The organism is Paracnuella aquatica (assembly GCF_003332885.2).
GTDB lineage: Bacteria > Bacteroidota > Bacteroidia > Chitinophagales > Chitinophagaceae > Flavisolibacter > Flavisolibacter aquaticus.
The window spans coordinates 17,552-43,253 of the sequence record NZ_QOWJ01000003.1 but is presented as its reverse complement, the minus strand read 5'-3'; the positions used below and the strand labels follow the sequence as shown (position 1 = coordinate 43,253).

Genomic DNA, 25,702 nt, shown 5'->3' with positions numbered 1-25,702 from the left:
TCTTGGTTTTGCGGGTAAAAATTTTAGATTACAAACTTTACCCCGATGTAAAAAGGCAAATTTCTTTTTTGGTTCGCTGCATGGTGTCTAAAAAATGTGTTAGGGACGGGTGAAAAGTTAAAACTTTCTTCTAATAAAGATTAAAATTTTATTAACGCTTGCATTTTTAGTTCAGTCCGGCCCTTTCCATTAATACGGTTCAAGCCGGTTCCGACAGACTCAGCCCCGGGATAAAAGAAATGAGCAGCCCTTAGCCACAGCAAAATGTTTTTATTTACGGCTCCATGCACCACCAGATAACCCCGAAAACCTGCACCAAACAGCGGCGGAATGGAATACCCATATAAAACATCCGTTTCAAAAGCATACAGCCGGGTATCATAACTGTCGGTTTTAAAATAAGCCAGCCGTCCGCTTACGTTGATGCGCTTATTGCCCTTGTATTGGGCTTCGCCATAAATGAGCATGCCCTGCTCCTGTTTCTTTGCATCCTGCTGCCACCATACCAACTCGGCGCGGCTCCGAAGGACCCAACGCCCCAAATTTTTACCTGCATGCAGCCTCAGGTTTTGTTGCCGATACAGTAGTGGTAACTCCAAAGGCCAACCGGCACCTGCAACATTTCGTTCTTTTTGCCTTGCCCGATAGCGCACATACCATTCCGTTCCCTTTTGTGGCTGATAGGTTGCCTGCACCAAAAAATCGCTGCCGGTGGAAGGAGCGCCTACGCGAAAACGCAACCAAGGAAAACGAAAGACATCAGCATAGGCGTTGACCACCAATTTTGCATGCGGCCGCATTTGCACGCCCCAGTAAGCACCCTGCTCATTAGTGGGCACTGTGCCCTCGGTAAATGCGCTGGCCGCCATAGTGGTGTATCCGGGTTGCATCATCCGCACATGCAGCGCCATGTCGATACGCGGATGAATGCTGGCCACCAGGCCCTGCACCCAGGCGTATTTGCCCGGCGCATTGGCAGCCACCTCGCCAAAAAGGTGCAGGTTGCGCCAGGTAAAACTGTAATCGGTGCTGTAGTTCAAAAACGACCGGCCCTTTAATGCATACAAATTGTAAGGTTCATCCCGCTTTTCAACCGGAAGCGACAGGTAATAATAAACCGCGTTAAGGCCCCAGTTAAACAGCCCTTTGCCATACTGCACATTTCCACCAACCACCTGCTGCCCTACCGTTTTGCGCTTGGCCAGTTCCGTTGCAGTGCGGTGCAAACCTGAAACATCAAAGCTGCTGATCACCGATTCGCCCAACTCATTGATGTCGGTATTGGCACCTATTTTTTGCCGGGCGGCAAAAACGTTGGCCTCCCAAGATTTATGCTGCAGTGTGGAACCTACACCGCGCAAAAAAAGTGCTTCGCCCGCCGAGGCGTAAGGCCGCAACACGGGGCTTTGCCGCTTGATGGCTACAGCCGCAGGCCCTTTGCCAAATGCCAGTGCCTGCCAGTGCACCAAACCCTGTCCCATATTTGCCGTAAAATCGCCAATGGCCAGTGCTTTTATTTTGCCCATACGCCGGATAAACAGGTGTGCCGATAAAAAATCGGGAGTTACGCGACCCTTTTTAAAGATCGTTTCCCCGGCATCTTTTTCCGCGGTGATCCCCCATTGCAAACCATCGGCATTGCGGTATTGGTGCCGCAACAACACTTGTTGCCGGTCACCTGCAAAACCGTTCGCGCCGGACTTTTTAAAACCTTCAGATTGTTGCACTACCCGCGTAGTACGCAACAAGGTTTGGTGTTCGCCGCCGTGCATGCGCTGCAACAAATTACGAACAGGTGCCATGGCCGGCTGCACCTGTACAAAAGGTAAAAGTTGGCGGATGATATGCAGTTCCCAGCCAGGAATGCTTTGCAGCTCGTGTAGGTCGATGAATGGGCCCAGCAGGTTTCGATAGGCCAAAAAATGATGGATGTGGACCGGGGTTAAAAACGGGAAGACTTGTAGGTCAGCAGCATCCGCAACATTGAGGTTCAGCGGTCGTTTTTGCCAAAAAACCAGTTGTTGCAGTAAGGCATCATCCTCGGGCTCTTCCTCGTTGGCTTCGGCAACCAACTCCAGTTGCTGGCGGGCATTTAAAGGCAGCTCCTGCCCGGCCGTTACGCTGGCAAGCATCATGAATAATATAAAGCAAGCGAGCTTCATAGCGCCACATCATTTTGCCCCAATAAGAGTTGCAGCCCCGGCGAAAATCCTAATCTTGGATGCAGGCCGGTAAACAGGTGCAGTTGCATTTTTTTATGTAAAAAACCGGCGCCTACAATCAGCTCCCTGTTTGCCGACTGCAAGCCCAGCCGCGCCGAAATGGCGGGTACCGGCTTATAACTGATCGATGCATGGACATCAGGCTTAAATGATTCCGTTTGCATAAAGCTGGTTGAAACAAACACCTGCGGAGACAGGTCCCACCCAAGTCCAACATGGTAGTAACCAGCAAGTCGCTCGACCGGCTTTTTTGTAGTAACCGCAGCTGGCACAAACAGGTAGGCGCCTGCCTGCAGCTGTTCCGAAACTTGGTACAATCCGCCGATGCCGGCACCCCACATGCCGATGGTGCCATAGCCGGCGGCCGCTACCGAACGATAGTGAAACGAAGCACCAACGGCGGCCTTTTTACCCAGGCTTTGCGCCGATGAAAATTGGATTGCCGTATGGTAAAATGAGGCAGCGCCGTAATGTTGCACAACTGCACCGAAATATGTGTTGCCTGCAGGAACCGCAACACTCAATGCACCTGAACGAACGCCGGGCAGCATGTGCGACTGCACTCCTGATAAACCGGCATGTGGCTTATGCAAGTGCCGTAAAGTAGCGGGATTGGTATGGAAAGAAAATGCATCGGCTTGGTGGCGGCTCAGGCCCACCGAGGCAGCATAAGGCAGCTGCATGGGCGGATGCAGCAATTGTGCAAAAGCGACGGAACCCTTGATACAGAGTATACCTGCAAGCAGAAATCTCAAAGCAGTTAGTGTTTGACTTAAATTTAATTATTATATGTTAAAAACAAAATAGGTGTACAGGTAGCACTGCCTCACTTTACCTTTGCGCCATGCAAATTTTAAACGGCAAGGAAGCCGCTCAGGCCATCAAGGATTCGTTGAAGATCAAAGTAGCACAGCTTGCGTCGCAAGGAAAAGAAGTACCCCACCTGGCGGCCATCCTGGTGGGCAACAACGGCGCATCGGAAACTTATGTAGCCGCAAAAGTGAAGGCCTGCGAAGAAGTTGGTTTTAAATCTACCCTCATTAGGGCTGAAGAAAATATCACCGCACAAAAACTGCTCGAAACCATCCGCGAACTGAACAGCGACCCCGATGTGGACGGCATTTTGGTGCAACTGCCCCTGCCCAAACATATTTCGGAAGATGAAGTGATCAACGCCATTGATCCCGGTAAAGATGTGGATGGTTTTCATCCATCCAACGTAGGCCGCATGGTGCTGGGACAAAGCACATTTGTACCCGCAACGCCCTACGGCATTATGCTGTTGCTGGAGCATTATAAAGTGGAAACAAAAGGCAAGCACGCCGTGGTCATTGGCCGCAGCAATATTGTGGGCCGCCCCATGAGCATTTTGCTCAGTGGCAACAGCAATCCCGGCAACTGCACGGTTACACTTTGCCATTCGCATACGCCCAACCTGAAAGAACTTTGCCTGGAAGCAGACATCATTGTTGCCGCACTGGGCCGCGCAGAGTTTGTAACCGCCCATATGGTTAAAGATGGCGCTGTGGTGATTGACGTAGGCATTACCCGAGTGGAAGATGCCACCAAAAAATCGGGCTTTAAATTGAAGGGCGATGTGGCTTATGATGAAGTGGCACCCAAGTGCTCGTTCATTACACCGGTGCCTGGTGGTGTTGGTCCCATGACCATTGCTGCATTGATGAAAAATACTTTTAAATCCTGCGCCCAAAAGCACTACGAAGAAGCAGAAGGCGAGTAAGAATATCGAACAGACAAACAAGGAATTTCGAACAGAAGAAGGCGGAGGAGAATAACAAACAAGGAATGATGTATAAAGAAGGGAACAGCCAATAATCAATAATGAATAATAAATAAATACTGATTATTGGATTATTCATTATTAGCGCAATATTTCATACAGCTTCGTCATTCGCCATTCCTTGTTCGTCTGTTCTGATCGATTATTATAAATCATGACTGAAATAGCAACAACAATAACAACGCTGCCCGTAATGGAGCACTTTTACACCCTGCAGGGCGAAGGTGCTTATATGGGCAAAGCCGCATATTTCATCCGTCTTGGCGGATGCGATGTGGGCTGCGTGTGGTGCGATGTAAAAGAAAGCTGGGATGCTGCAAAGCACCCGCATTGGGCGGTGGAAGACCTGGTAGCAACCGTTAAGGAAACACCAACCGAAATTGTAGTAATAACTGGCGGTGAGCCACTCCTGCACGATCTTTCCGAACTGACCGGCAGACTGAAAATTGCTGGTATCCGCACCCATATTGAAACATCGGGTTCATCGCCGCTGAGCGGGACGCTTGACTGGATCACATTATCGCCCAAAAAATTCAAAGCGCCACTACCCGAAGTGCTGGAAATGGCCAACGAACTAAAAATTGTGGTGTTTAATAAATCGGATTTTGCATGGGCCGAACAATGGGCTGCACATGTGGCGCCGCATTGCCGCCTGTACCTGCAACCCGAGTGGAGCAAGGCCGCGCAAATGACTCCGCTTATTATTGATTATATCAAGGCCAATCCGCAATGGCAACTATCGCTGCAGGTGCACAAGTACATTAATGTGCCATAAGCAGTTTAAAGTTTGAAGTTTAATGTTTAAAGTTGGCCGCTGCATCTTGTTCTGTTACTGCAAAAAAGTGCCTAAAACAGGCAATTAACTTTTACAGCAATTACACACCGAGGCAACAACCTTAGACCTTAAACTTCAAACCTTAATCTATAAACCGCAAACTTCTAAACTCCTATTAAAATCCTGCTTCGCTTCTCCGCCGCACCACCGAACGGCCTATCTTCAATGCATGAAAAACCGGTGCACCCTATTCCTTTTTGCCGCAGTTTTTTTATTCCAGGCAGCGCAGGCACAATACAATCCCGATAAGGTTGCCAAAAAAGCCGTGGCCGCTTACAACGAAGCCATGCAACATGCCGAGAACGGCGCATTTCCCCGTGCTATAAAATTGCTGGAAGAAGCGGTGCAAAAAGACGCCGGTTATGTAGAAGCGTGGCTGTCGCTGGGCGGTGTGTATGGGCAAATGAAACAACACGAGCAAAGCGTGGCAGCTTACGAAAAAGCTTTTGCGCTGGACTCCAACTATACTTCCGATTTCCGCCTGCCCTACACCATCAACCTGGCGGGTATGGGCCAGTTTGATAAGGCGCTCCAGGTAACCAATGCATTGCTGGGCCGCCCCGGCATTGGCGCCAACACCCGCAAGGCCGCGGAGTATCGCCGCAAATCGTACCAGTTTGCCGTGGAATTTGCACAATCCGATGCCGCTAAAAATTATGTGTTCAAACCAGAAAACCTAGGCAGCAGCATCAACTCGCCTGCTTCGGAATATTGGCCATCGATGTCGGTGGAAGGCAACCAAATGATTTTTACCCGCAGGGATGGCGACGAAGATTTTTATATCAGCGAAAAATCTGGTAGTGGCTGGCAGCCCGCATTCCGGCTCAACGGCAGCATCAACACGCCCAACAACGAAGGCGCACAGATCATTTCGCAGGACGGACAGTGGCTCGTTTTTGCCGGTAAAGATCGCCCCGGCGGCTATGGCGGTTTTGACATTTACATAGCCTACAAAACGCCGCAGGGCTGGAGCGAAGCCATTAACCTAGGGTCAAAAATCAATACTGATTCATGGGAATCGCAGCCATGCCTGTCGCCCGATAAACGGGCTATTTATTTTGCCAGTTCAAGGCCCGGCGGCTACGGCGGCTCCGATATTTACGTGTCGTACCTGCAGCCCAACGGCCGCTTTGGCGAGCCGCAAAATATGGGGCCCGGCATCAACACCGCAGGCGAGGATGCCTGTCCGTTTATGCACGCCGATGGACAAACGTTGTACTTTTCTTCCAACGGCTGGCCCGGCTATGGCGAGGGTGATATTTTCGTGGTACGCCGCACCGATACGGGCTGGACACAACCGCAAAACCTGGGTTATCCCATCAACACCATCAACAACGAAGCAACGCTTTTTGTAGAATCCGACGGGCAAACGGCTTACTATTCCTCCGACCGCAGCGACAGCCGCGGCGGGCTGGATATTTACCGCTTTGAACTGCGCCCCGATGTGCGGCCCGCAAAAACGCTGTGGGTAAAAGGTAAAGTGTTTGACCAAAAAACTACCGCCGGTTTGCCTTCGGCTGTGGAGTTGATTGACCTGGCGACGAACAAAACTTTTTCGCGGGTGCAAACCGATGAAGCGGGCAATTACCTGATCACGCTGCCGCTGGGCAAAGACTATGCATTCAACGTGGCCCGCAAAGGCTACCTGTTTTACTCCGATAATTTTTCGCTGAAACAAAAGCCTGCAGATTCCACGTATCAGAAAGATATTCCACTGCAACCCATTGAGCTGAATGCATCGGTGGTGCTGCGCAATATTTTCTTTGATGTGGCCAAATACAACCTGAAGCCCGAATCGCAGGCCGAACTGGACCGCGTGGTGGCATTGCTACAGGAAAATCCATCGCTGAAGATCCAGATTGAAGGCCATACCGACAATGTTGGTTCAGCCGCCGATAATGCAACCCTTTCGCTCAACCGCGCCAAGGCTGTTACCACTTACCTTTCAAGTAAAGGCATTGAAGCGGCACGCCTCCAGGCTAAAGGTTTTGGCGCCACTGTGCCCGTTGCCGACAACAACACTGAACCGGGCCGTGCCCAAAACCGGCGTACGGAGTTGAAGATTGTGGGAAAATAGGAGTTGATAGTTGGTAGTTGATAGTTGGCAGTCGGGAGTTCGGAGTTAAGTGTAGAAGTTAAGAGTTATAGTTTGTGGTTATAATGATAAATGCAAACATGGACCAGCATTGCCATCCTGCCGTCATTGCGAGGTGCATCAGTGGTTGTCATTAAGCCTGCTCTTTATGCGCCGAAGCAATCTCCTTTATTACTTAAACCCTTCTTAATAAGCAACAGCAATAAACCACAAGTGGCGATCTGACAACCAGGCCGCCACTTGTTTTTCCACCACCCTACAAAACTCCAATCAAACATTTTTATTTACCCCGCCAATTGCACCAACCCCATTCATTTTCTATCTTAACCGCCGCCATTAGTCAATCGTCAATCGTCAATCACAAACCACTAACTGCTCATGACCGAACTGCTTTATCAGCTGGCCCTTAGCCAGATCCCACAAATTGGTGTTGTACAAACCAAGATACTGGTGCAGCATTTTGGCGAAGCCACTGCTATTTTCAAAGCAAAAAAGCACCAGCTCGAAAGCATCGAAGGCATCGGCGCAGTGCGGGCTTCGGCCATTCGCTCATTTAATGATTTTGGCGTGGCGGAAAAAGAATTGCAGTTTTTGGAACAGTATAAAATCAAACCGCTCTTTCTCACCGATGCTGCTTACCCGCAACGCATGCTGCATTGTACCGATGCGCCTTCACTGCTTTTTTACCGCGGCAATGCCGATCTGAACAATTCCAAAATACTGGCCATCATTGGCACACGCACCAACACGGAATATGGTAAAAAGTGCACCGAACAACTCATTGCCGACCTGGCGGCGCATGGTGTGCTCATTGTAAGCGGGCTTGCATTTGGCATTGATGCAATTGCACACAAAGCAGCCCTCAAAAACGGCTTGCCAACGGTAGGCGTAGTGGGCCACGGGCTCGATAAAATTTACCCGCACCAGCACAATGCACTGGCCCGAGAAATGGCCCTGGGCGATGGCGGCCTGCTCTCCGAATTTTGGAGCGGAACAAAGCCCGACAAACATAATTTCCCACTGCGCAACCGCATTGTTGCAGGCATGAGCGATGCAACGCTGGTGATTGAAACCGACATCCGCGGCGGCAGCATGATCACCGCACAACTGGCTGATGGCTACAACCGCGATGTGCTGGCGCTGCCCGGCCGCACCACCGATGTAAAAAGCCGCGGCTGCAACCACCTCATTCAGCAAAACCGCGCCACCATGTTTACCGATGCCGAACAACTCATGACCACACTGGGTTGGCAAACAGAACAGCAAAAAGCCAAACCGGCGCAACGCGTTTTGTTTATCGAACTGACTCCCGAAGAGCAAACCGTGGTGGCGATGCTGCAGCAAAAAGACTCGGTGCACATTGATGAAATCAACCTGCGTTCGGGCTTTAGCAGCAGCACTACTGCGGCAGCCATTTTAAATCTTGAATTGGCTAACGTGGTGCAATCGCTGCCGGGAAAAATGTACAAGCTGGCTTAATTGCTACCAATTTGAACCAATGCAATTTTTAGTTTTTTAAAAATATTTCAATCAGCAAAATGGCACTGCCATAGGGCTGTCAGTGGGGGCTGGTTTCTTTGTATGTATAAACCAAAAACGTTTTACACATGGAAACCCTCCAACTGACAGAAACCACCAGCGCCCACATTACTCCCGATCAATTGCTCCAGTACTGGCAAGGCAACAGAAGGCTTACCCGCCGGGTGATTGCGGCTTTCCCCGATGAACATTTCGCCACTTTTTCCATCGGTGGCATGCGCAGCTTTGCCGACATTACCCTAGAGATGCTCGACATGGCGGAAGGCATGCCGGGCCTGGCACACGGCGTATGGAAAACGATGGAAGAACTGGCCCATGTGGGCGAAGAGCGGCCCAAAACCAAAGCGGAAATTTTGCAGCGCTGGGATGCCGCCACCAGACAGATCGACGAGCTGTGGCCCGCACTTACACCGGAGCGCATGCAGCAGGTAGACAAAGCATTTGGCATGTACGAAGGACCGGTTTATTCCACATTGCTCTATTTTATCGACAATGAAATTCACCACCGCGGACAAGGCTATGTGTACCTGCGGGCACTAGGTGTAGAGCCGCCACCCTTCTGGGATCGCCATTAATTAGGGCGCATCATTTTTACCCATATAAAACTTATGTACACCTACAGGGCTGCCCTTTTGCAGCCCTGTATTTTCACGGCATGAGCAGCTCCCCTACTTCACCGGTTCGACATTCCTTGTTCGTCTGTTCATCTGTTCCTTTTCTTCGTCGATGTTTGATATTTGCCGGTTCCCCTATCTTTGCACATGGCTGTAAATAACAACCCCACCGAACGCAACTTCCTCGAAGGTTTGACATTTGATGACGTACTGCTGGTTCCGGCTTATTCCGAAATTCTTCCCCGCGACGTTGAGATCAAAACAAGATTAACCAAAAACATTTCGCTCAACATTCCCATGCTTTCTGCAGCAATGGACACCGTTACCGAAGCGGCCCTGGCCATTGCGCTGGCCCGCGAAGGCGGCATCGGCATCCTGCACAAAAACATGAGCATCGAACGGCAGGCCGAGCAGGTGCGGAAGGTGAAACGCAGCGAAAGCGCCATGATCATCGACCCCATTACGCTGCTGCACAACGCCACCATTGGCGACGCCAAGCGCCTGATGCGGGAAAACAAAATCGGCGGCATTCCCATTGTAGATGGCGACGGCAAACTAACGGGCATCCTCACCAGCCGCGACTTGCGGTTTGAAGAAGACATGCAGCGCCCCGTTAGCGAGGTAATGACCAAAGAAGGACTCATCACTGCTCCGGAAGGCACCGACCTGAAAAAAGCAGAGATCATTTTCCGCCAAAACCGCATCGAAAAGCTGCCCGTGGTTGACGGCAGCGGCAAACTCATTGGCCTCATTACCTACCGCGATATTCAACAGGTTACTTCTTTCCCCAACGCCAATAAAGACAGCAAAGGCCGACTGCTGGTGGGCGCCGCCGTTGGTGTTACCCGCGACCTGCTGGACCGTGTGGCTGCACTGCAGCATGTAGGCGTAGACGTTATTTGTCTTGACAGTGCCCACGGTCATTCCAAAGGCATTATTGATTCGGTGCGCAGCGTAAAACAAGCCTTTAAAGACATCAACGTAATTGCGGGCAACATTGCCACCGCCGAAGGCGCACAGGCCCTCGTTGATGCCGGCGCCGATTGCGTTAAAGTGGGCATTGGCCCGGGTTCTATTTGCACCACCCGCATTGTGGCCGGTGCAGGTGTACCGCAGCTTACCGCCATCATGCAGGCACACTCGGTGCTGCGCAAAGCAGGCGTTCCGCTTATTGCCGATGGCGGCATCCGCTACACCGGCGATATGGTAAAAGCACTTGCTGCCGGTGCCGATTGCGTGATGATGGGTTCCATTTTTGCGGGCACCGAAGAAAGCCCCGGCGAAACCATTATTTACGAAGGCCGCAAGTTTAAAGAATACCGCGGCATGGGCTCGCTTGGTGCCATGGCCACCGGCTCCTCCGACCGCTACTTCCAGGATCCCGAAGCCGACGTAAAGAAATATGTACCCGAAGGCATCGAAGGCCGTGTGGCGTACAAAGGCTCGCTTCGCGAAATTGTGTACCAATATGTAGGCGGCCTGCGTGCAGGCATGGGCTACTGCGGCGCCAAAAACATCGAAGAGCTGAAAGCGGCAACTTTTGTAAAAATTACCAATGCTGGTATGCGGGAAAGCCATACCCACGATGTAGAGATTACTAGGGAAGCACCCAACTATAGCAGGAAATAATCCAAGGCTGTAAAAACAGTGTCCCAAACAACATCAAAGATTCCATCGCTTCAAGAGATGGAATCTTTTTTTATGGAGCCAACTGTTGCAACTCGTTTGATCGCCTGTTGCGTCGCACACTTGTACGGCTGGTTCGCTATTGGGCAAATAAAGGTTTGAAAATTGCACAGTGTTGTTGATCATTCTTTTCAAAAATGACGTTCATGATCAACACAGAAAACTTTGGCTCCAATGCTTCGTTCAATGGAGCCGCAAATGCGGCCGTTCGGGTGGAGCACCGCTACATTGCCCGCGGCTGGTATACACCGCCCGGCGCCACGGCACTCCTGCTCGGCACTTTTCCATCGGTACTCATTCGGGAAGCTTTTGGCAGGGTGCGCTCCTCCGATGTTGACTTCTTTTACGGCAGCGCCGACAATAACTTTTGGAAAGACCTTTCGCTTATCTACCAAACGCCACTCCTGTATGCCCGCACCGAAGAAGCCGTGCAGCAGCGCATGCGCCTGCTCGATGACCTGAAACTGGCGCTATCCGACGCCATTTTTGCCTGCACCACTTCGGGCAGCGCTATGGATACGGCCCTGCAAAACATTGAATTGAATACCGGCATCATCCGCACCCTGGATAGCCATCCATCCATTGCCACGCTTTATTTTACTTCATCTTCAGGGAAAGTAAATGCGGAATCTTTAACGCTGCGGCTCCTAAAAGAAAACGGCCGGCTCAGCGGCATGAAGATCATCCAGCAAAGCCGGCCACGCCGCAGGCAATTTATCTATACCGATGCGGCCGGCATTCAGCGCATGATGCACACCGTTACCCTTATTTCCCCATCGCCACTCGCCGAGCAAATGGCCGGCATCAGCCCGCTCCAGCGCAGGGAACTGTACCAAACCTGGCTGCCTAAGAAGGTTTAAAGTTTAATGTTTAATGTTTAGAGAATAGCCAACATCAAAAACTGATGAAACCATTGAACACATTGAACGAATTGAACAACGTTAAACCTTAAACTTTAAACCCCAAACTCCCTACTCCCCAAACCACCGTTGCCGGAACTTTTGATAGAGAAAAGAAACGATCAGCAGCAGCAAACCAAGCACCACGTAGGCCACCACTTTGTGCCCGGCTGAAAAGCGTTGGCTATCCAGTGCCAGCAGTTTGATCAGCGTTAGCGCCATCAGCGCCAGTGAGGCCAGCCGCCACAACTTTTCGCGCAGCAGGGCGCCCAGCGCAAACATACCAACGGCAAGCAGCAGCCATAGCAGTGTTACCGGTAGCCCATCGAGGTAAAAAGCCGCAGCCAGCACCGCCAGTGCCACCGCCCACATATAATGCATTTGCCGCAGCAACGGGGACGCCGGTAGCATTTTATAAAATACAACACCCTGCAACGCTGCAAAAAGGGCGCAACAAATGCTTACAGCCGCAAGGCCCGCATCGCTTTGTGCCGGTGAAAAAACAAACAGCGCACTAAAATATAATGCTGCATTATTAAGCACCTGCTGGTAGGCATCGGCTGCCCTAGCGATCTCCTTTTGCCGCCAGGCAGTATACAGCGCCATCACTGAAAACAGGATGAAAAAAGCAATAAGAAATGTAGTTGCCGAACCAGTTTGCGCAGCGGTAAAACGTGTACTGCTCCACCCAATAAACAGCAGCCAGGTAAGTGCCTGCGCCACCTGCCCCACTACCCGCCAGCCCATTTTGATGCGCAAAAAAAGTACACCGCAATTGATGATCAAAATGTAGAGAAATAACAGGTCGGCACGCTCCGAATTTTTGCTCACCAAAAACGGAATGCCGTATGCACCGATCAATCCCAGCAACGCAATTTCCGGCCGTTTATAACGCACCGCTTCAAATGCTGTAAAAATGGTGAGCAGCACCATCAACGCAAACACCGCGGCAAACGGCAGCAGGCCATAATACACATGCGCCGCGTAAGAGGTAAAATAAAAAGTGGCCATGGCACCACTGAACAGGATGGCACTTAACCGCTCATAATCTTTGCGCAATCGGTAGGCAAAAAGGAGCAGCAACGCACCTGCGCCATAGGCCAGCGCTATGCGGGTGGTTTCGGAAATGAGGTTGCGGTCGAAGGCATATTTTACCCCAATGGCAACACCGATCACCAGCACCACAATGCCCACGATGTGTATGAGCCGCAACCCGATAAAATTCTCGAGTGTGATTATTGGCTGCGCGGAAGAGGGTTGCACATATTTGTGTGCATTGCCACCCTGCAACTTTGCAATGCGTGCTTCGATCTGTTGCAGGCGAGCATACTGCCCTTCCATATCTTTTCGAATAGCCTGCACTTCTTGTCGCAACGTGGCTAACTCGTCCTGTTCATCCATAGCCGAAAATTAACAAAACTGCGTTGCTTTTAACAGCGGCACCGACAGGGGCCGTTCTTTTTTAATTATCTTTCCCGCCCAAATTTGGCCCACTTGAGAAAACCCCTGCTGCTTGGCTGCCTGCTTTTTTTGTTTTCTATCATTGGCTTTTCACAGCCCGATTCATGCAGCACCCGCATCAGCCTGCTTACCTGCAGCCCCGGCAACGACCTATACTCTACTTTTGGGCATACGGCCATCCGCGTTCAGGATCCATTGGCGGGCACCGATATTGTGTACAACTACGGCACATTTGAGTTTTCACCCGACTTTTATATCAAGTTCATCCGGGGTAAATTAAATTATGCCCTTGCCACCGAAAGCTATGCCGACTTTTTGTACACCTACCAGTACGAAAGCCGCAGCGTGGTGGAGCAGGAGTTGCTGCTTACCTGCGCCCAAAAGGACCAATTGTGGATGGCGCTGCAGCATAATGCGACGCCCGAAAACCGCTTTTACCTATACGATTTTTTGTTTGACAACTGCACCACACGGGCCCGCGACATGATTGTAGCACATGCCGGCAAGCCGGTGACGGTACCCAATGTGCTGCCCGGTAGCAACACTACTTTTAGGAACATGCTGCACACCTACCTCGACCGCGGTGGGCAGCACTGGAGCAAACTGGGTATCGATATTTTGCTGGGTTCCCGCATCGACAGAAAAGTGGAACAGGCAGAGGCAACGTTTTTACCCGACTTCCTGCTCAAGGCCATGAACGGCGCCACCGGCGGTGGAAGCCGCATCGCCACGGACCCGCAGCCGCTGCTCACCATGCCATCAACATTGGATAAAGGCACGCTGTTTTTGCCGTCGGTGGTGTTTGGTGCCATGCTGCTGCTGGCTTTAGTGCTAAGCTTTTATAAAAGAGGTGCTGCGCAAAAAGCATTGCGGATCTTCGACCGCTCTTTATTTCTGCTGTTGGGACTGGCGGGTGTGCTGCTCGTGTTTATGTGGGTAGGCACCGACCACCGCGATACAAAAGATAACTTCAACTTGTTGTGGGCCCTGCCCACACACCTGCTTGGTGCCTACCTGCTGGGCCGCGGCACAAAAGGGGAGCACCTTTATTTTAAAGCCGTATTTTGGATAACCGTTGGGCTGCTGGCAACCTGGGCATTTTTGCCGCAGCAACTCAACACAGCATTGCTGCCGCTTGTGGCCACCGTGGCCCTGCGCAGCGGCATGCTGGGAAAAATTTTTGGTCATGCTTGAAACAACCTGCAATATATCCGGCGTTCCCCTTTTTTACCGCACAGCCGGCGAAGGGCCCGCCGTGGTATTGCTGCATGGCTTCGGTGAAACGGGCATCATTTGGAACGACCAGGTGTCGGCACTTTCGGGTTATCGCCTCATTGTTCCCGACCTTCCCGGCAGCGGCCAGTCGGCAATGATTGGGGATATGAGCATGGAAGGCTTGGCCACAGCCGTACACGGGTTGCTGCAGGAGTTGGGTATTGAACGCTGTGTGCTCATTGGCCACAGCATGGGCGGATATATTGCCCTGGCATTTTTAGAAAAATACGGGGAATTGCTAGCCGGCATTGGTTTGTTTCATTCCTCCGCATTTGCTGACAGCGAAGAAAAAAAGGGCACCCGCCAGAAAGGAATTCAATTTATTGAAAAACACGGCGCAGCCGCTTTTTTAGAAACGGCTACGCCAAACCTGTACAGTCCGGCCACCAAAGAGGAACGGCCGGAGTTGGTTTCAGCCCATATTGAATCGGTAAAAGAAGCCTCAGCAGCAGCGTTGATCGCTTATTATCGGTCTATGATGCAGCGCCCCGACCGCACCGCCCTGCTCCAACAAAATAAAATACCGGTTTTGTTTGTTTTAGGGAAATACGACACCGCTGTGCCCATGGCCGACGGGCTGGCACAGGCGCACCTGCCGGCAGTTTCCCATGTGCACTTGTTAGAGCACTCGGGACATATGGGCATGAAAGAAGAAACGGAACGGAGCAACGGGCTGTTGCAGGCATTTTTAACCACCATACACCATTGAACCAATTGTTGCCAACCACCAACATGAAAAGAGCAGCGCTACTAATTACTTTTTTCCTTTCGGCACTGGGTGCTTTTGCATCGCATATTGTGGGTGGCGAAATGTACTACGAATACATCGGGCCAGGCACAGCGGCCAACACCCATAAATACCGGATTACCCTGCGTCTGTTTAGAGATGAGTTGTGCGCAGCGCCCTGCGCCGACATGCCTCCCAATGTTTGGATTGGTGTATTTGATAATGGCACGGGGCGACAGTATCCTGGCCCAAACCAGTACACCGAAGTAATTAAAGGCAACGAAAATCCCATCAGCATCGGCAATCCGCTGCCCTGCGTAGTAAATCCGCCGGCACTCAGCTACAACGCAGCAGATTATTCTTATACCATCGACCTGCCCATTAACGCAAAAGGATATACGGCAGCCTATCAAACCTGTTGTCGCGTAAATCCCATGAACAACGTGTTCAATACCGGGCGGGTTGGTGATGGCACCGGCTCGACCTACATGGCACAGATACCCGGCACCGAGGCTTTGGGTAATTCAACGCCCAACAGCAGCCCCAAGTTTGAAACCTTAGCGTCCAGGATTTGCGCAGGCAAACCATTTTCGCTTGATTTTTCGGTAAAAGAAGAAGATGGCGACGAGATCAGTTATGTGTTTTGCGAAGCATATGGCGGTGGTCTTTCTACCAATTCCAGCAACATCAATCCTTCAGCCCCACCCTATCAATCGGTGCCTTACATTTCGGGCTATAGTGCAGGCCAACCCATGGGCGAAAAAGTAACCATTGATTCCAAAACCGGTATCATTTCCGGTATTGCACCACCTGTTGGCCGTTATGTGATCAGTGTGTGTGCTTATGAAACAAGGGGCGGTAAAGTGATCAACATCCACAGGAAGGACTTTTTAGTAAACGTGGCCGACTGCGATTTTGCCGGCGCCCAACTGGATCCATCATATTCTTTTTGCGAAAGCCTAACCGCATCTTTTCAAAATCAGAATCCTTCCAATTTAAACAAGACCTACTTCTGGGATTTTGGCGATGGCAACAGCTCTACGGTTCAATCGCCGGTGCATACTTATGGCGATACCGGCACTTACAAAATAAAACTGGTAGTTAACCGCAACGAACCTTGCGGCGACTCAACCACAGCCGAAGTAAAAGTGTACCCCGATTTTAAAGCCGACTTTTCGTTTGCCGGCGGCTGTTTTGACAAACCCACCCAGTTTACCGACCGCACCACCACCACTTATGGACAGGTGGCCTCCTGGAACTGGAGCTTCGGCGGCACCGGACTGGGGCAAACCTCCACGGCGCAAAACCCCACCCATGTGTTTCCCGCCATGGGGCAGCAACAGGTGCGCCTGATCGCCACCAGCAGCAAAGGGTGCAGGGACACCATTCAAAAAGCCATTCCTATTACCGACAAACCTTTTATTGACCTGCGTTTTAGGGATACACTGATTTGTAACGGCGACCGGCTGCAACTGGAAGCTTTCGGTCAGGGCAATTTTACATGGACGCCTGGCACTTCCATTGAACAGGCCAACACGGCTACGCCAACGGTTTTCCCGGCCAGCACCACCAATTACGTGGTGCGCCTCGACCAGGAAGGGTGCATCAACCAGGATACCGTGCAGGTGCGGGTGGTCAACTCGGTATCGCTGGCCATGCCGGCTGATACAGTAATTTGTGCCACCGACACCATTCAATTGAAACCTGTTTCCAATGGGCTGCGCTTTGCCTGGAGCCCTGCAGCTTCGGTGAGTAATCCGGATATTTTAACCCCCAGTACGGCACCGGCCGCAACCACCATCTACCAGCTCAGCGCCACTATTGGCGGCTGTACCACCACCGAATCGATGAAGGTGACCGTGGTGCCTTACCCGGTGGCCACCGCAGGCGATGACCAATTGATTTGTTTTGAAAATACTGCGCAACTGCTGGCTTCGATGGATGGAAACAGGTTTGAGTGGACCCCCGCGGCGCTGCTGGAAAACCCAATTGCTATTGCTCCAACCACCAAACCACTGCTCGCATCGCAGCAGTTTATACTGGCGGTGTACGATAATAAAGGCTGTCCCAAACCCGGCCGCGATACGGTGCTGGTGCAGGTGTTGCCCTCCATCAACGCTTCGGCCGGCCGCGACACAGCGGTGATTGTGGGCCAGCCGCTGCAACTGCAGGCTACCGGCGGCAGCAGTTACCAATGGTTGCCACCGCTGGGGCTCAACAATCCCAATATTGCCAACCCCGTTGCCGTGTTTGACGGCAGCCAGGAAACCGTTACCTACCAGGTGCTGGTGGCCAACGAAGCAAGCTGTGTGGATTCGGCCAGCATTACGGTGCGCATTTTCAAAACCGATCCGCGGGTATTTGTGCCTACCGCATTTACCCCGAACGGCGATGGCAAAAACGACCTGTTCCGGCCTATTGCTGTGGGCATGACACAGATTCAGTTTTTCCGGGTGTTCAACCGCTGGGGCGAAAAAGTGTTTGAAACAACCAAAAGTGAAGATGGCTGGGATGGCCGCATTGGTGGTAAGCTGCAGGCAACGGGCACTTTTGTGTGGGTGGTAAAAGGAATTGATTTCAACGGCAAAGAGTTTTTTGCCAAAGGCACAGTGACGTTGATCCGGTAGAGAGTGAACAGTTGACAGTTTGGAGTTGGGAGTCGGCAGTTGTTGGGAGCGAATGACGTACAATTTGCAGCGAAAGCTTTTTAGTTATAAAAACACAACTGCAAAAAACCATTCAACCAATCAACCAACAACAAACAATGCACACTGTTCATTCCATTTTGTTGCGGCCAACAGTGCTTTCGGACCTGGAAGCGTTCTTTGTTTTTCAATTGGATCCGGAAGCCAATTATATGGCCGCATTTACTTCGAAAGACGGAACCGACAAACAGGCGTATTTGGCCAAATACACGGCGTTGCTCCAAAACCCCACCATCAATATGCAAACGGTGCTGGTTGACGGCGCCATTGCCGGAAGCATCTCGAAGTTTGAATTAGAAGGTGATGCGGAAATCACTTACTGGTTCGATAAAAAATGGTGGGGAAAAGGCATTGCATCGGCAGCACTCCGGCAATTTTTGTTATTAGAATCCACTAGGCCCATTTATGGCCGCGTTGCTTTTGACAACATCGGTTCGCAAAAAGTGCTGGAAGCAGCGGGCTTCCGAAAAACAGGCACGGACCGCGGTTTTGCACATGCAAGGCAAACCGAAATCGAAGAGGCCATTTACAAACTGGATCAATAAAAAATGCCGCTCTTTTGAAGCGGCATTTATATATACTCTTTTGATGCATTAATTTCTAAACACGGTGCCCTGCTGTTGCTGCGGTGCGTTGGGTGCTGTTTTCTTCAGCAGCATTACATAGCCACACAAGTTTTTCTTTTGCTTTTTATTTACCTGCACCGGCCTGATCATGTGAAACTCGGAAAACTGCGGCTGGTAAGAATAAGTAATGATATTGCCATCTATATCGCCCCACATTTTCTTTTGGTACACCACCTGCTTTTCGTTCCAGTCGAACATGCGCACCTCGTACAGGCGTGATGTGGGCTCGCCAATAAATACAAACTGGTACCAGCTGCGCTCCTGTAGCGGAACGATCACGGGCATTTCGTACTCGCTTTCCATGGTAATGGATGCTTCTTTCAGTACGGTAAAGCCATCTTTTGCGTAAAGGGATTTAAGGCTGTCGACCTGGCCTTTGATGAAGTCGCTTTTACATTCCTGCAGCCGGATCACATCCTGCGATCGGGCAGCCGAGAAAAACAGGCACAAGGCCAGCATGAGGGATATTGGTTTGGACATAGGGTACTTTTTGTACGAACGGATAGGTAGCATAAAAGTAAATGGAAAATGGGTGAAGATTAAATACTTAGCTGCCATTTTTAACAGGCTAAGTAATAATCCTAAGTAATTCTACAGGTTTGGTGTTTCGCGTTCCCATAACGGCTGCCGGCATCGGCTTATTGCCTGCTAACCAATTGGGTGGACAAATTTACCCCACAACAAAAGGCCGGCAATGGCCGGCCTGTGTGAATTGGCTTTAACTATGTATGAACTACCCCTTGTGGAGGTAAAATGAATTGGCCTGCGCCGTGGAGGTTACCACCAGGTCGTTGATGCACACATGCGGCGGCAGCGTGGTGGTGTAGTAAACAATATCGGCCACATCCTGCGCCACCAGCGGCTGGTAGCCTTCGTATACTTTGCGGGCTGCATCTTCATTCCCTTTAAATCGTACGTTGGAAAACTCGGTGTCGGCAGCGCCGGGGTGCACCGCGGTAACTTTAATGGCATGTGGCAACAGGTCGATGCGCATGCTTTTGGAAAGCGCATCCAGTGCATGTTTGCTGGCGCAATAAGCATTGCCCCATTGGTACACTTCTTTGCCGGCCGTGGAGCCGATATTGATGATCTGGCTGCCGCCGGTTTGTATCAAAAAGGGCAGCGCTGCCTTGGTTACATACATCACCCCTTTTACATTGGTATCGATCATGGTTTCCCAGTCATCGAGGTTGGCTTCTTCAAACGGGTCGCGGCCCAAGGCCAGGCCTGCGTTGTTGACCAACACATGTATTTGCTGCCAGTTTTCTGGCAAGCCTTCAATAGCTGCAAAAACGGCCGACCGGTCCTGTACATCAAAAGGCAGCGGCAGGCATTCGACGCCCCACTGTTGCTGCAGTTCTTGCGCCAATTGTTGCAGGCGTTCTTGGCGGCGTCCGTTCAGGATGATTCGGTAATTGTGCTGGGCAAATGTGCGGGCACAGGCTTCGCCAAAACCAGAAGTGGCGCCGGTGATGAGTACTGTTTTTTTCACCTTGTAAATATAGCCCAATGACCGGAGCACAATTGGCAAAATAGCGGGCACCGACTGGTTGATACCGTTCGGTACTTATCAACAATGGCTGCTGCTGTATTGAAATTATTATTATTTGTTGCTACCTTTTGAGCAGCCGTTTTCCGCTACCCCTCCGCCCCGCCACTCCTGCCCTCCCTTTTACCACACCAAAAATCCGGTAGGATTATGAGGCTGCCCGACCTTACGCTCAGAACCCGTGCTGCAATCTTTTCGTTTGCCTTTTTCTTGTTTTCGGCACTGCTGGTGTTCTTATTTTTTTTCCGCATCATACCCGCCAATACCGAGGAACTGCACCGCCACGGCTACACCATTTTGCGCAACATTAAAACCAACGTTCAGGAAACCAACCGGCACCGCCACCAGTTTTACGGCCTCATACTGGACGAGCTGGTAAAACCGCTGCAACGCGATATTGAAAAAGGCGCTGGCGCAAAAGCTTTCCAACATAAAAAAGACTCACTGATTGAACGGGTACGCCAACGGCTCGATTCGATCAAAAGCCCCGCAATGGTGGTGGATGCTTCGGGCAACCTGCCACACACTACAGATGCAACCAGGCTAAAAGGTGCGCTGAGTAAAGACAAAGTAAACCTGACGCATGTTGAAAACAACAGCCTGCTGTACCAGCCCAAAGACACGCAAATAGCCGTAGCCATTGGCGAGCCCGCAGCCGATTTTTTGCAACCCATTTTAAAAACACAAAAAACAGAACTGTTCAGCGCCTACCTGTTACTGGCATCGGCGGGGAGCACCAGCCAACTGGTGTATGCCGATCCGGAACTGGGTGTGCGCCCCGGCACTTTTAACGACACGCAATTTGTGGGCAGCGAGGGGCCGCTCCACTCCAATGTGCGGGATGTGGTGCTATCGGGACAGGCGTATAAAATGTTCTTTGAGCCCTTTGCCCTGGGCAACCACAACCTGGTTTTGTGCGGTTTTGTAAAAGCCGAAGAATACCAGCGCCGCCAACGAGAATTTTCGCCGGCCAATGTTTCCATTATCGTTGCGTTTTTCCTGTTCCTTATTGCCTGCCTGCCCATTGCCAAAATATTCCTGCTCGACCGCAGCCAGCGGCTACAGCCAAGGGATCTCAAACTACTGGGCGTAGCGCTTTTTATTGCACCAGCCATTCTCTCCTTGCTGCTAATGCAGCAGGTGTTGCTCAAAGCCGGTAAGCGCCAGGTTTCCGACAACCTCGCGGCAATATCGGCCGAGCTGCGCTGCCAGTTTCGCAACGAAATAAAAGATGCTTATGCGCAGCTCAATGTTTTTGATGAAATGGTAGCGGCCAGCCGGTTCCGCACGGGCAACGCACCATTTTTAAATACCGGCGGTTTGCAGGTAGATGCCACGCAGGCATTTAAAACCTGGATGGCTACGCAACCCGCTACACTCACTTATTACCCGTTCGACCGGGTTTTTTGGATGAATGAAAACGGCCGGCAAATCATCAAGGTAGAATTGGGCAGCAACTACAAAAGCTTTGTAGACGTATCGGAGCGGGATTATTTTAAAACCCTAAAAGAACGCACCGGCCTGATGGTGCCGTTTACCCAATCCGATACAATGGGCCTGCAGCCGCTGTACAACTGGGCCGATGGCAAGTTCCGGTTTTTGGTATCGAAGCGGAGCAAGCCGCAACCCAACACCAACAACGGGAACAAAGACGATCAGCCTTTTGCCGCAGCCATTTCTTCGCTCATGCCATCCGTTAGCCACACAGTGCTATCGTCGGGCTATGGTTTTTGTTTGATTGATGAAGGCGGCAACGTGCTGGTGCACAGCAATATGAACCGCAACCTGCGGGAAAACATCTTTGAAAAATCGGGCAACAGCGCCGATATAGCCGAAGCGTTGCTTACCCGGCAGGCCACCGAAAAAACCATGCGCCTGTATGGCAAAAACCAGGTGGTAAATATTGCGCCTGTGGAAGGGTTGCCGCTGTATGCCGTTACTTATTTCGACCGCAACTACCTCGAGGTAATGAACATGGAGTTGCTGACCATTGACATACTTACCATACTTGGTGCATTCCTGCTTTCGTTCCTCATTATCTGGGTGGTGGCATATGTGGTGCAGTTCAATTTTTCAGCATACCCTTACCTCTACACGCCGCTCGATAATTTAAAATGGCTCACACCGCGGCCGGCTGCCAATTCCTATTTTACCAACGCCACCGGATGCCTGTTGCTGCACGGTTTATTGCTGTCCACCTTCCTCATTATTTTCCGCGATCACCACCTTGATACCTGGCTGTTTGTGTATTTGCTGGTCACTACTATTTTGGGCATTGCATCGTGTATTAAAATTTTGTCGCTGCCCTTTGGCAGTACCGACCGCGACCGGGTTTGGAATGAGCGCATCAACCGCAACTCGTTTGCCATATTTGGCACTGCAGCAGGTGTGGCCGCACTGGCCATGTTCGTGGTGGCCGATAGAGCGTTTTCGGCCATCTGCGGCATTGCCCTACTGGTGCTTTTGTACATGCTTTGGGTAAACAGGAACAAGGATTTTTTGTACCGGCAAATCATACAACGAAAGCTGCGCTCCGGCCTGCAGCCCTATTGCCTGCTGCTGACCGCGCTGCTCACCATGTTGGTGTTTTTGCTGCCCATCATCAGCAGTTGGTACGACCGCAATAACGAGCTGTTTCAAACGCTGAAAAAACAGCAATTGTTTTTGGCCAAAGCAATTACCGACCGGCAGAAAAATGTGTGGCAACCAGACGCAAATTTTGCCCGCTATCCCAAGCCCTTGCAGGAGCACCTGGTGCTGCATGCCGGCGTGTACCCCGTGTACCGCGATAGCATTGACCGGGCTTTGCCGCAAGCAGTGCCGGGCCAACGGGACAATTACAGCCGCTACACCCGCACCGGCCTCCGCGGCTTTGGCAAAGGATACGAAAACCAGTTTCTGTACACCTCATTGCGCCAAAATCCTTCCGACAGTGCCTGGGCCTGGCTGCGCTATCCCGACTCGGGGCGGGTGCATTTTTGGTATAAAAACATGGGGCGGCCCGAGGACTCGATTTACATTGCTTCGCATATACCTTACAACAACTTTATCTCCACGCTGTTTCGCTGGGGCAGTCTTGGTTTTGTGCTGATGACGGTGCTCCTGTACTGGGTCATCAGCGGGCTGGCCAACCGCTTATTCCCGAGCAGGTTTTTGCATGCGGCGCGGCAGGTTTTGGAAAAAAATAAAGGCGAAAATTTCCGCAGGTTTGGTGTGTATTACAGTTCGGAAATTGCAGAAAAAACTGACCCATTGGCCAATAAAGAAGACTATTTTAATTACGAGCACAAAGTAATTGCGCAGGCATCGGCACGCAGCAAAAACTACAGCGAGCTATGGCACGAATGCAACGACCGCGAAAAAATCCTGCTGTATTATTTTGCCTGTTACGGGCTTATTAACTACACCAACTCCGCCGAAATTTATAGCCTCATCAACAAAGGCATTCTCATTGCCAGCAGCGATGAACTGAAGTTTTTAAGCCCCGGATTTCGTGGTTATGTCTTGTCGCAAAATGATAGCGGTGCCATTGACCGCCTGTACCAAGAAAAGAACAAGAACGGATTCTGGCAGGCTTTCCGCACCCCATTTGTAGTGTTCCTCGTAAGCATCGGTGCCTTTGTATTTTTTACGCAGGAAACAACTTTTCAAAAGATCATTTTACTCATTACCGGGCTGGGCAGTGCATCATCGCTGCTGCCACAAATTTTTGCAAGCAAGGAAAAGAGCAGTAACGGATAATGCTTACTGTAAAAAGGCTGTGCCGAAGGTTGAAATAAGACAATATCAACTGCGCATATTGTTGCCTGTTACATTTTGGTGGATGATAACATCAATGTGCTGAAATCACCAGTGCTGCTATTTTATGTAAACAGTATCATCGCCAAGCTTGTATTCGAGTGTTGCCGGCTGCGCTTCCTTTCGGTCCCACTTTTCAATGCGGCCGCCGAATGTAAATACGCACTGACCATAAACCGTTAACTTTTGTGCTGCTTTATCCAGCACAATCTTATCCGCACCTTCAATCTTTAAAGTGCCTGCAACAATAGCTGCATTGCCTTCGATGATTGTTTGCCGGCCACTATCAGCAACCGTTATCCTGTCGCTGCTCAGTATGGTCATTTTTGATGTACCCTCTTGTGCATGCAGGTTGGTTGCGGCGGTAAAGGAAACTAACAGGGCTAACAAATAGGTGCAGTGCCTGGTCATGGTTTTGGTTTTAAAGATTTGGAGTAAATTTCGATGCTTTATCGTTAAGTGCGGGTTAACCTTTGGCATAAAGCATTGCAACCCGCAGCTCATAAAAAGCTTACTATGATGGAACAAAAAATCCTGGACTACATCTCCAAATACGTAGTGCTCACCGATGAGGATAAGGCATCCATTATGCAAGACCTTCCGTATAAAACATTGAGCAAGGGTACACATCTTTTAAAGGAAGGACAGGTTTCAAAAGAATGTTACTTTAACGTGCAGGGACTGATCCGGCAATACGAGCTTGTGGACGGCGCCGAACGAACCACAGATTTTTATACTGAAGGCGAAGCGGTAGTGGCTTTTCACAGCGCATCGAATAAAGTTCCGAGCACGTTCAACTGGGTTTGCGAAGAAGAAACAACAGTGGTGATTGGGCGGCTGGATAAAACACCGGAACTGTATGCCCGCAACCCAAAGCTGGAACAAATGTCGGGGCTGTTCATCAGCCGCGAGTTTGGTAAATACCAGGAACTGAGCGCTTCGTTCATCACCCTCACTCCCGAACAACGTTATGTGCAGTTACTACAAAAAAGACCGCAACTGGTTCACCGGGTGCCGCAGTACACCCTAGCAAGTTACCTGGGCATACAACCCGAAACTTTAAGCAGGATTCGAAGAAGGCTGTCGCAAAAAGCCTGATGGATTGGTGTTGAAAGAACGGGCAAGCTGGTTGCGGTTGAACCAAAGATGCAGGCCCAAAGCAATTTCTGCACAACTCATGGGAACAATGAAAATAGCAATGATAACATTATGCAGCAACGAGCTAATCGTTGGGAAAATGGTAATCATGCTGTTGGCAAAATAACCCACACCTGCAACCACCACCAACCAGGCAATCCATTTCGCAGCACCACCCCACTGCAATAAAATACGTCCGAGCAACATTAAATGCAGCCCGAAAAATACAAGCGCCACAGCAAAACCATAATGGTGCATTTTTAAAAAATGCATGGCCTGCACCGCAAGTGCCTCGTTGTTTGGAGTCGCAGCTTCTACCGGCAAAGCATATATATCCCTCGCCAATAATAAGCCCACGATTGCTACACCTTTTATTGCCACATATAACAGCCGCAACACCGCCATCGCACCGGCTCTCAATTTACCTGCAGGCCTCAACAATGTGTAAAACGCAACTGCCAGCAAGACATCCAATACAATGATCACAACAAAGGCAGCAATGCCCGCATTGAATAACGGCAATGCCTGTGCGATATTTGTATGAGTCAACACCGGATCATTCCAGGAGATCAACTTGTTGCGCACCACAAACTCTGCAAACACACCCAACACAAACATCAGCAACAAGCTGCTCATAATTATAGTGATTGCGTTGCTGTGTGTCCAGTTGCTTTTGTTTTTGATTACCATTACAGGTTGTTTCACACAAATTGCAGCAATGCTTTTACAGCGC

20 protein-coding genes are annotated in these 25,702 nt (G+C 50.6%); 13 read left to right on the top strand and 7 right to left on the bottom strand.

The window, feature by feature from the left end; translation table 11 throughout:
• Positions 1-140 precede the first annotated feature (140 nt).
• Both DRJ53_RS06500 and DRJ53_RS06495 read right to left on the bottom strand, forming a co-directional pair.
• Complete coding sequence (locus DRJ53_RS06500; RefSeq protein ID WP_114234810.1) at positions 141-2,162, bottom strand: ComEA family DNA-binding protein; 2,022 nt, start codon at positions 2,160-2,162, stop codon at positions 141-143.
• Positions 2,159-2,977 carry a hypothetical protein gene (locus DRJ53_RS06495; RefSeq protein ID WP_123893402.1) on the bottom strand — a complete coding sequence of 273 codons (819 nt, stop codon included), beginning with the start codon at positions 2,975-2,977 and terminating at the stop codon, positions 2,159-2,161. The genes DRJ53_RS06500 and DRJ53_RS06495 overlap by 4 nt, the downstream gene beginning before the upstream one ends.
• 89 nt (positions 2,978-3,066) lie before the next feature.
• Between DRJ53_RS06495 and DRJ53_RS06490 the strand changes: the two genes are divergently transcribed.
• From DRJ53_RS06490 to DRJ53_RS06460, 7 genes are all read left to right on the top strand, one after another.
• Positions 3,067-3,963 (top strand): bifunctional 5,10-methylenetetrahydrofolate dehydrogenase/5,10-methenyltetrahydrofolate cyclohydrolase, encoded by an 897-nt coding sequence (locus DRJ53_RS06490; RefSeq protein WP_114234808.1) that lies wholly within the window; start codon positions 3,067-3,069, stop codon positions 3,961-3,963.
• 214 nt (positions 3,964-4,177) lie between these two features.
• On the top strand, positions 4,178-4,798 hold the full coding sequence (locus tag DRJ53_RS06485; RefSeq protein WP_241558479.1) for a 7-carboxy-7-deazaguanine synthase QueE: 621 nt from the start codon (positions 4,178-4,180) through the stop codon (positions 4,796-4,798).
• Between the two features lie 229 nt (positions 4,799-5,027).
• Positions 5,028-6,935: an OmpA family protein gene (locus DRJ53_RS06480; protein ID WP_114234807.1), complete on the top strand. Its 1,908-nt coding sequence runs from the start codon at positions 5,028-5,030 to the stop codon at positions 6,933-6,935.
• A 396-nt stretch (positions 6,936-7,331) separates the two neighbouring features.
• The gene (gene dprA, locus DRJ53_RS06475) at positions 7,332-8,432 is read left to right on the top strand and encodes a DNA-processing protein DprA (protein ID WP_114234806.1); all 1,101 of its coding nucleotides are present in this window, start codon (positions 7,332-7,334) and stop codon (positions 8,430-8,432) included.
• A gap of 128 nt (positions 8,433-8,560) precedes the next feature.
• Complete coding sequence (locus DRJ53_RS06470; RefSeq protein WP_114234805.1) at positions 8,561-9,067, top strand: DinB family protein; 507 nt, start codon at positions 8,561-8,563, stop codon at positions 9,065-9,067.
• Positions 9,068-9,253: 186 nt separating this feature from the next.
• A complete protein-coding gene (guaB, locus tag DRJ53_RS06465) occupies positions 9,254-10,735 on the top strand; it encodes an IMP dehydrogenase (RefSeq protein ID WP_114234804.1) in 1,482 nt (493 codons plus the stop codon).
• 203 nt (positions 10,736-10,938) lie between these two features.
• On the top strand, positions 10,939-11,652 hold the full coding sequence (locus DRJ53_RS06460; protein WP_123893400.1) for a hypothetical protein: 714 nt from the start codon (positions 10,939-10,941) through the stop codon (positions 11,650-11,652).
• Positions 11,653-11,763: 111 nt separating this feature from the next.
• Here DRJ53_RS06460 and DRJ53_RS06455 read toward each other — a convergent pair whose 3' ends face one another.
• On the bottom strand, positions 11,764-13,092 hold the full coding sequence (locus DRJ53_RS06455; RefSeq protein WP_114234802.1) for a DUF2339 domain-containing protein: 1,329 nt from the start codon (positions 13,090-13,092) through the stop codon (positions 11,764-11,766).
• 93 nt (positions 13,093-13,185) lie between these two features.
• Here DRJ53_RS06455 and DRJ53_RS06450 point away from each other — a divergent pair, with 93 nt between their 5' ends.
• The 4 genes from DRJ53_RS06450 (at position 13,186) to DRJ53_RS06435 (ending at position 18,404) form a co-directional block, all read left to right on the top strand.
• On the top strand, positions 13,186-14,346 hold the full coding sequence (locus DRJ53_RS06450; protein WP_162303819.1) for an Lnb N-terminal periplasmic domain-containing protein: 1,161 nt from the start codon (positions 13,186-13,188) through the stop codon (positions 14,344-14,346).
• Positions 14,339-15,136 (top strand): alpha/beta fold hydrolase, encoded by a 798-nt coding sequence (locus DRJ53_RS06445; RefSeq protein ID WP_114234800.1) that lies wholly within the window; start codon positions 14,339-14,341, stop codon positions 15,134-15,136. Before DRJ53_RS06450 ends, DRJ53_RS06445 begins: the two co-directional genes overlap by 8 nt.
• A 23-nt stretch (positions 15,137-15,159) precedes the next feature.
• Positions 15,160-17,781: a PKD domain-containing protein gene (locus DRJ53_RS06440; protein WP_123893398.1), complete on the top strand. Its 2,622-nt coding sequence runs from the start codon at positions 15,160-15,162 to the stop codon at positions 17,779-17,781.
• 137 nt (positions 17,782-17,918) lie between these two features.
• Entirely contained in the window at positions 17,919-18,404 is a 486-nt protein-coding gene (locus DRJ53_RS06435) for a GNAT family N-acetyltransferase (RefSeq protein ID WP_114234798.1), read from the top strand.
• 48 nt (positions 18,405-18,452) lie between these two features.
• Here DRJ53_RS06435 and DRJ53_RS06430 read toward each other — a convergent pair whose 3' ends face one another.
• Entirely contained in the window at positions 18,453-18,965 is a 513-nt protein-coding gene (locus DRJ53_RS06430; RefSeq protein ID WP_114234797.1) for a hypothetical protein, read from the bottom strand.
• A 253-nt stretch (positions 18,966-19,218) separates the two neighbouring features.
• The gene (locus DRJ53_RS06425) at positions 19,219-19,977 is read right to left on the bottom strand and encodes an SDR family NAD(P)-dependent oxidoreductase (protein WP_114235036.1); all 759 of its coding nucleotides are present in this window, start codon (positions 19,975-19,977) and stop codon (positions 19,219-19,221) included.
• Between the two features lie 207 nt (positions 19,978-20,184).
• On the opposite strand from DRJ53_RS06425, the gene DRJ53_RS06420 reads away from it, so the two are divergent.
• Positions 20,185-23,775 carry a PDC sensor domain-containing protein gene (locus DRJ53_RS06420; protein WP_114234796.1) on the top strand — a complete coding sequence of 1,197 codons (3,591 nt, stop codon included), beginning with the start codon at positions 20,185-20,187 and terminating at the stop codon, positions 23,773-23,775.
• 117 nt (positions 23,776-23,892) lie between these two features.
• Here DRJ53_RS06420 and DRJ53_RS06415 read toward each other — a convergent pair whose 3' ends face one another.
• On the bottom strand, positions 23,893-24,243 hold the full coding sequence (locus DRJ53_RS06415) for a hypothetical protein (RefSeq protein WP_114234795.1): 351 nt from the start codon (positions 24,241-24,243) through the stop codon (positions 23,893-23,895).
• Positions 24,244-24,348: 105 nt separating this feature from the next.
• Between DRJ53_RS06415 and DRJ53_RS06410 the strand changes: the two genes are divergently transcribed.
• The gene (locus tag DRJ53_RS06410) at positions 24,349-24,930 is read left to right on the top strand and encodes a Crp/Fnr family transcriptional regulator (RefSeq protein WP_114234794.1); all 582 of its coding nucleotides are present in this window, start codon (positions 24,349-24,351) and stop codon (positions 24,928-24,930) included.
• Here the strand turns inward: DRJ53_RS06410 and DRJ53_RS06405 are convergent.
• Positions 24,892-25,587: a DUF4386 domain-containing protein gene (locus tag DRJ53_RS06405; RefSeq protein ID WP_277749270.1), complete on the bottom strand. Its 696-nt coding sequence runs from the start codon at positions 25,585-25,587 to the stop codon at positions 24,892-24,894. The genes DRJ53_RS06410 and DRJ53_RS06405 overlap by 39 nt on opposite strands.
• Positions 25,588-25,702 lie beyond the last annotated feature (115 nt).

What these genes read in the sequence shown, in the direction of transcription:
- DRJ53_RS06410 (WP_114234794.1), top strand. Translation starts at nt 24,349, where the DNA reads ATGATGGAACAAAAAATCCTGGACTACATCTCCAAATACGTAGTGCTC.
- DRJ53_RS06405 (WP_277749270.1), bottom strand. Translation starts at nt 25,587, where the DNA reads ATGTTTGTGTTGGGTGTGTTTGCAGAGTTTGTGGTGCGCAACAAGTTG.
- DRJ53_RS06485 (WP_241558479.1), top strand. Translation starts at nt 4,178, where the DNA reads ATGACTGAAATAGCAACAACAATAACAACGCTGCCCGTAATGGAGCAC.
- DRJ53_RS06445 (WP_114234800.1), top strand. Translation starts at nt 14,339, where the DNA reads ATGCTTGAAACAACCTGCAATATATCCGGCGTTCCCCTTTTTTACCGC.
- DRJ53_RS06470 (WP_114234805.1), top strand. Translation starts at nt 8,561, where the DNA reads ATGGAAACCCTCCAACTGACAGAAACCACCAGCGCCCACATTACTCCC.
- DRJ53_RS06500 (WP_114234810.1), bottom strand. Translation starts at nt 2,162, where the DNA reads ATGAAGCTCGCTTGCTTTATATTATTCATGATGCTTGCCAGCGTAACG.
- dprA (WP_114234806.1), top strand. Translation starts at nt 7,332, where the DNA reads ATGACCGAACTGCTTTATCAGCTGGCCCTTAGCCAGATCCCACAAATT.
- DRJ53_RS06455 (WP_114234802.1), bottom strand. Translation starts at nt 13,092, where the DNA reads ATGGATGAACAGGACGAGTTAGCCACGTTGCGACAAGAAGTGCAGGCT.
- DRJ53_RS06430 (WP_114234797.1), bottom strand. Translation starts at nt 18,965, where the DNA reads ATGTCCAAACCAATATCCCTCATGCTGGCCTTGTGCCTGTTTTTCTCG.
- DRJ53_RS06480 (WP_114234807.1), top strand. Translation starts at nt 5,028, where the DNA reads ATGAAAAACCGGTGCACCCTATTCCTTTTTGCCGCAGTTTTTTTATTC.
- DRJ53_RS06435 (WP_114234798.1), top strand. Translation starts at nt 17,919, where the DNA reads ATGCACACTGTTCATTCCATTTTGTTGCGGCCAACAGTGCTTTCGGAC.
- DRJ53_RS06420 (WP_114234796.1), top strand. Translation starts at nt 20,185, where the DNA reads ATGAGGCTGCCCGACCTTACGCTCAGAACCCGTGCTGCAATCTTTTCG.
- DRJ53_RS06460 (WP_123893400.1), top strand. Translation starts at nt 10,939, where the DNA reads ATGATCAACACAGAAAACTTTGGCTCCAATGCTTCGTTCAATGGAGCC.
- DRJ53_RS06440 (WP_123893398.1), top strand. Translation starts at nt 15,160, where the DNA reads ATGAAAAGAGCAGCGCTACTAATTACTTTTTTCCTTTCGGCACTGGGT.
- DRJ53_RS06490 (WP_114234808.1), top strand. Translation starts at nt 3,067, where the DNA reads ATGCAAATTTTAAACGGCAAGGAAGCCGCTCAGGCCATCAAGGATTCG.
- DRJ53_RS06415 (WP_114234795.1), bottom strand. Translation starts at nt 24,243, where the DNA reads ATGACCAGGCACTGCACCTATTTGTTAGCCCTGTTAGTTTCCTTTACC.
- guaB (WP_114234804.1), top strand. Translation starts at nt 9,254, where the DNA reads ATGGCTGTAAATAACAACCCCACCGAACGCAACTTCCTCGAAGGTTTG.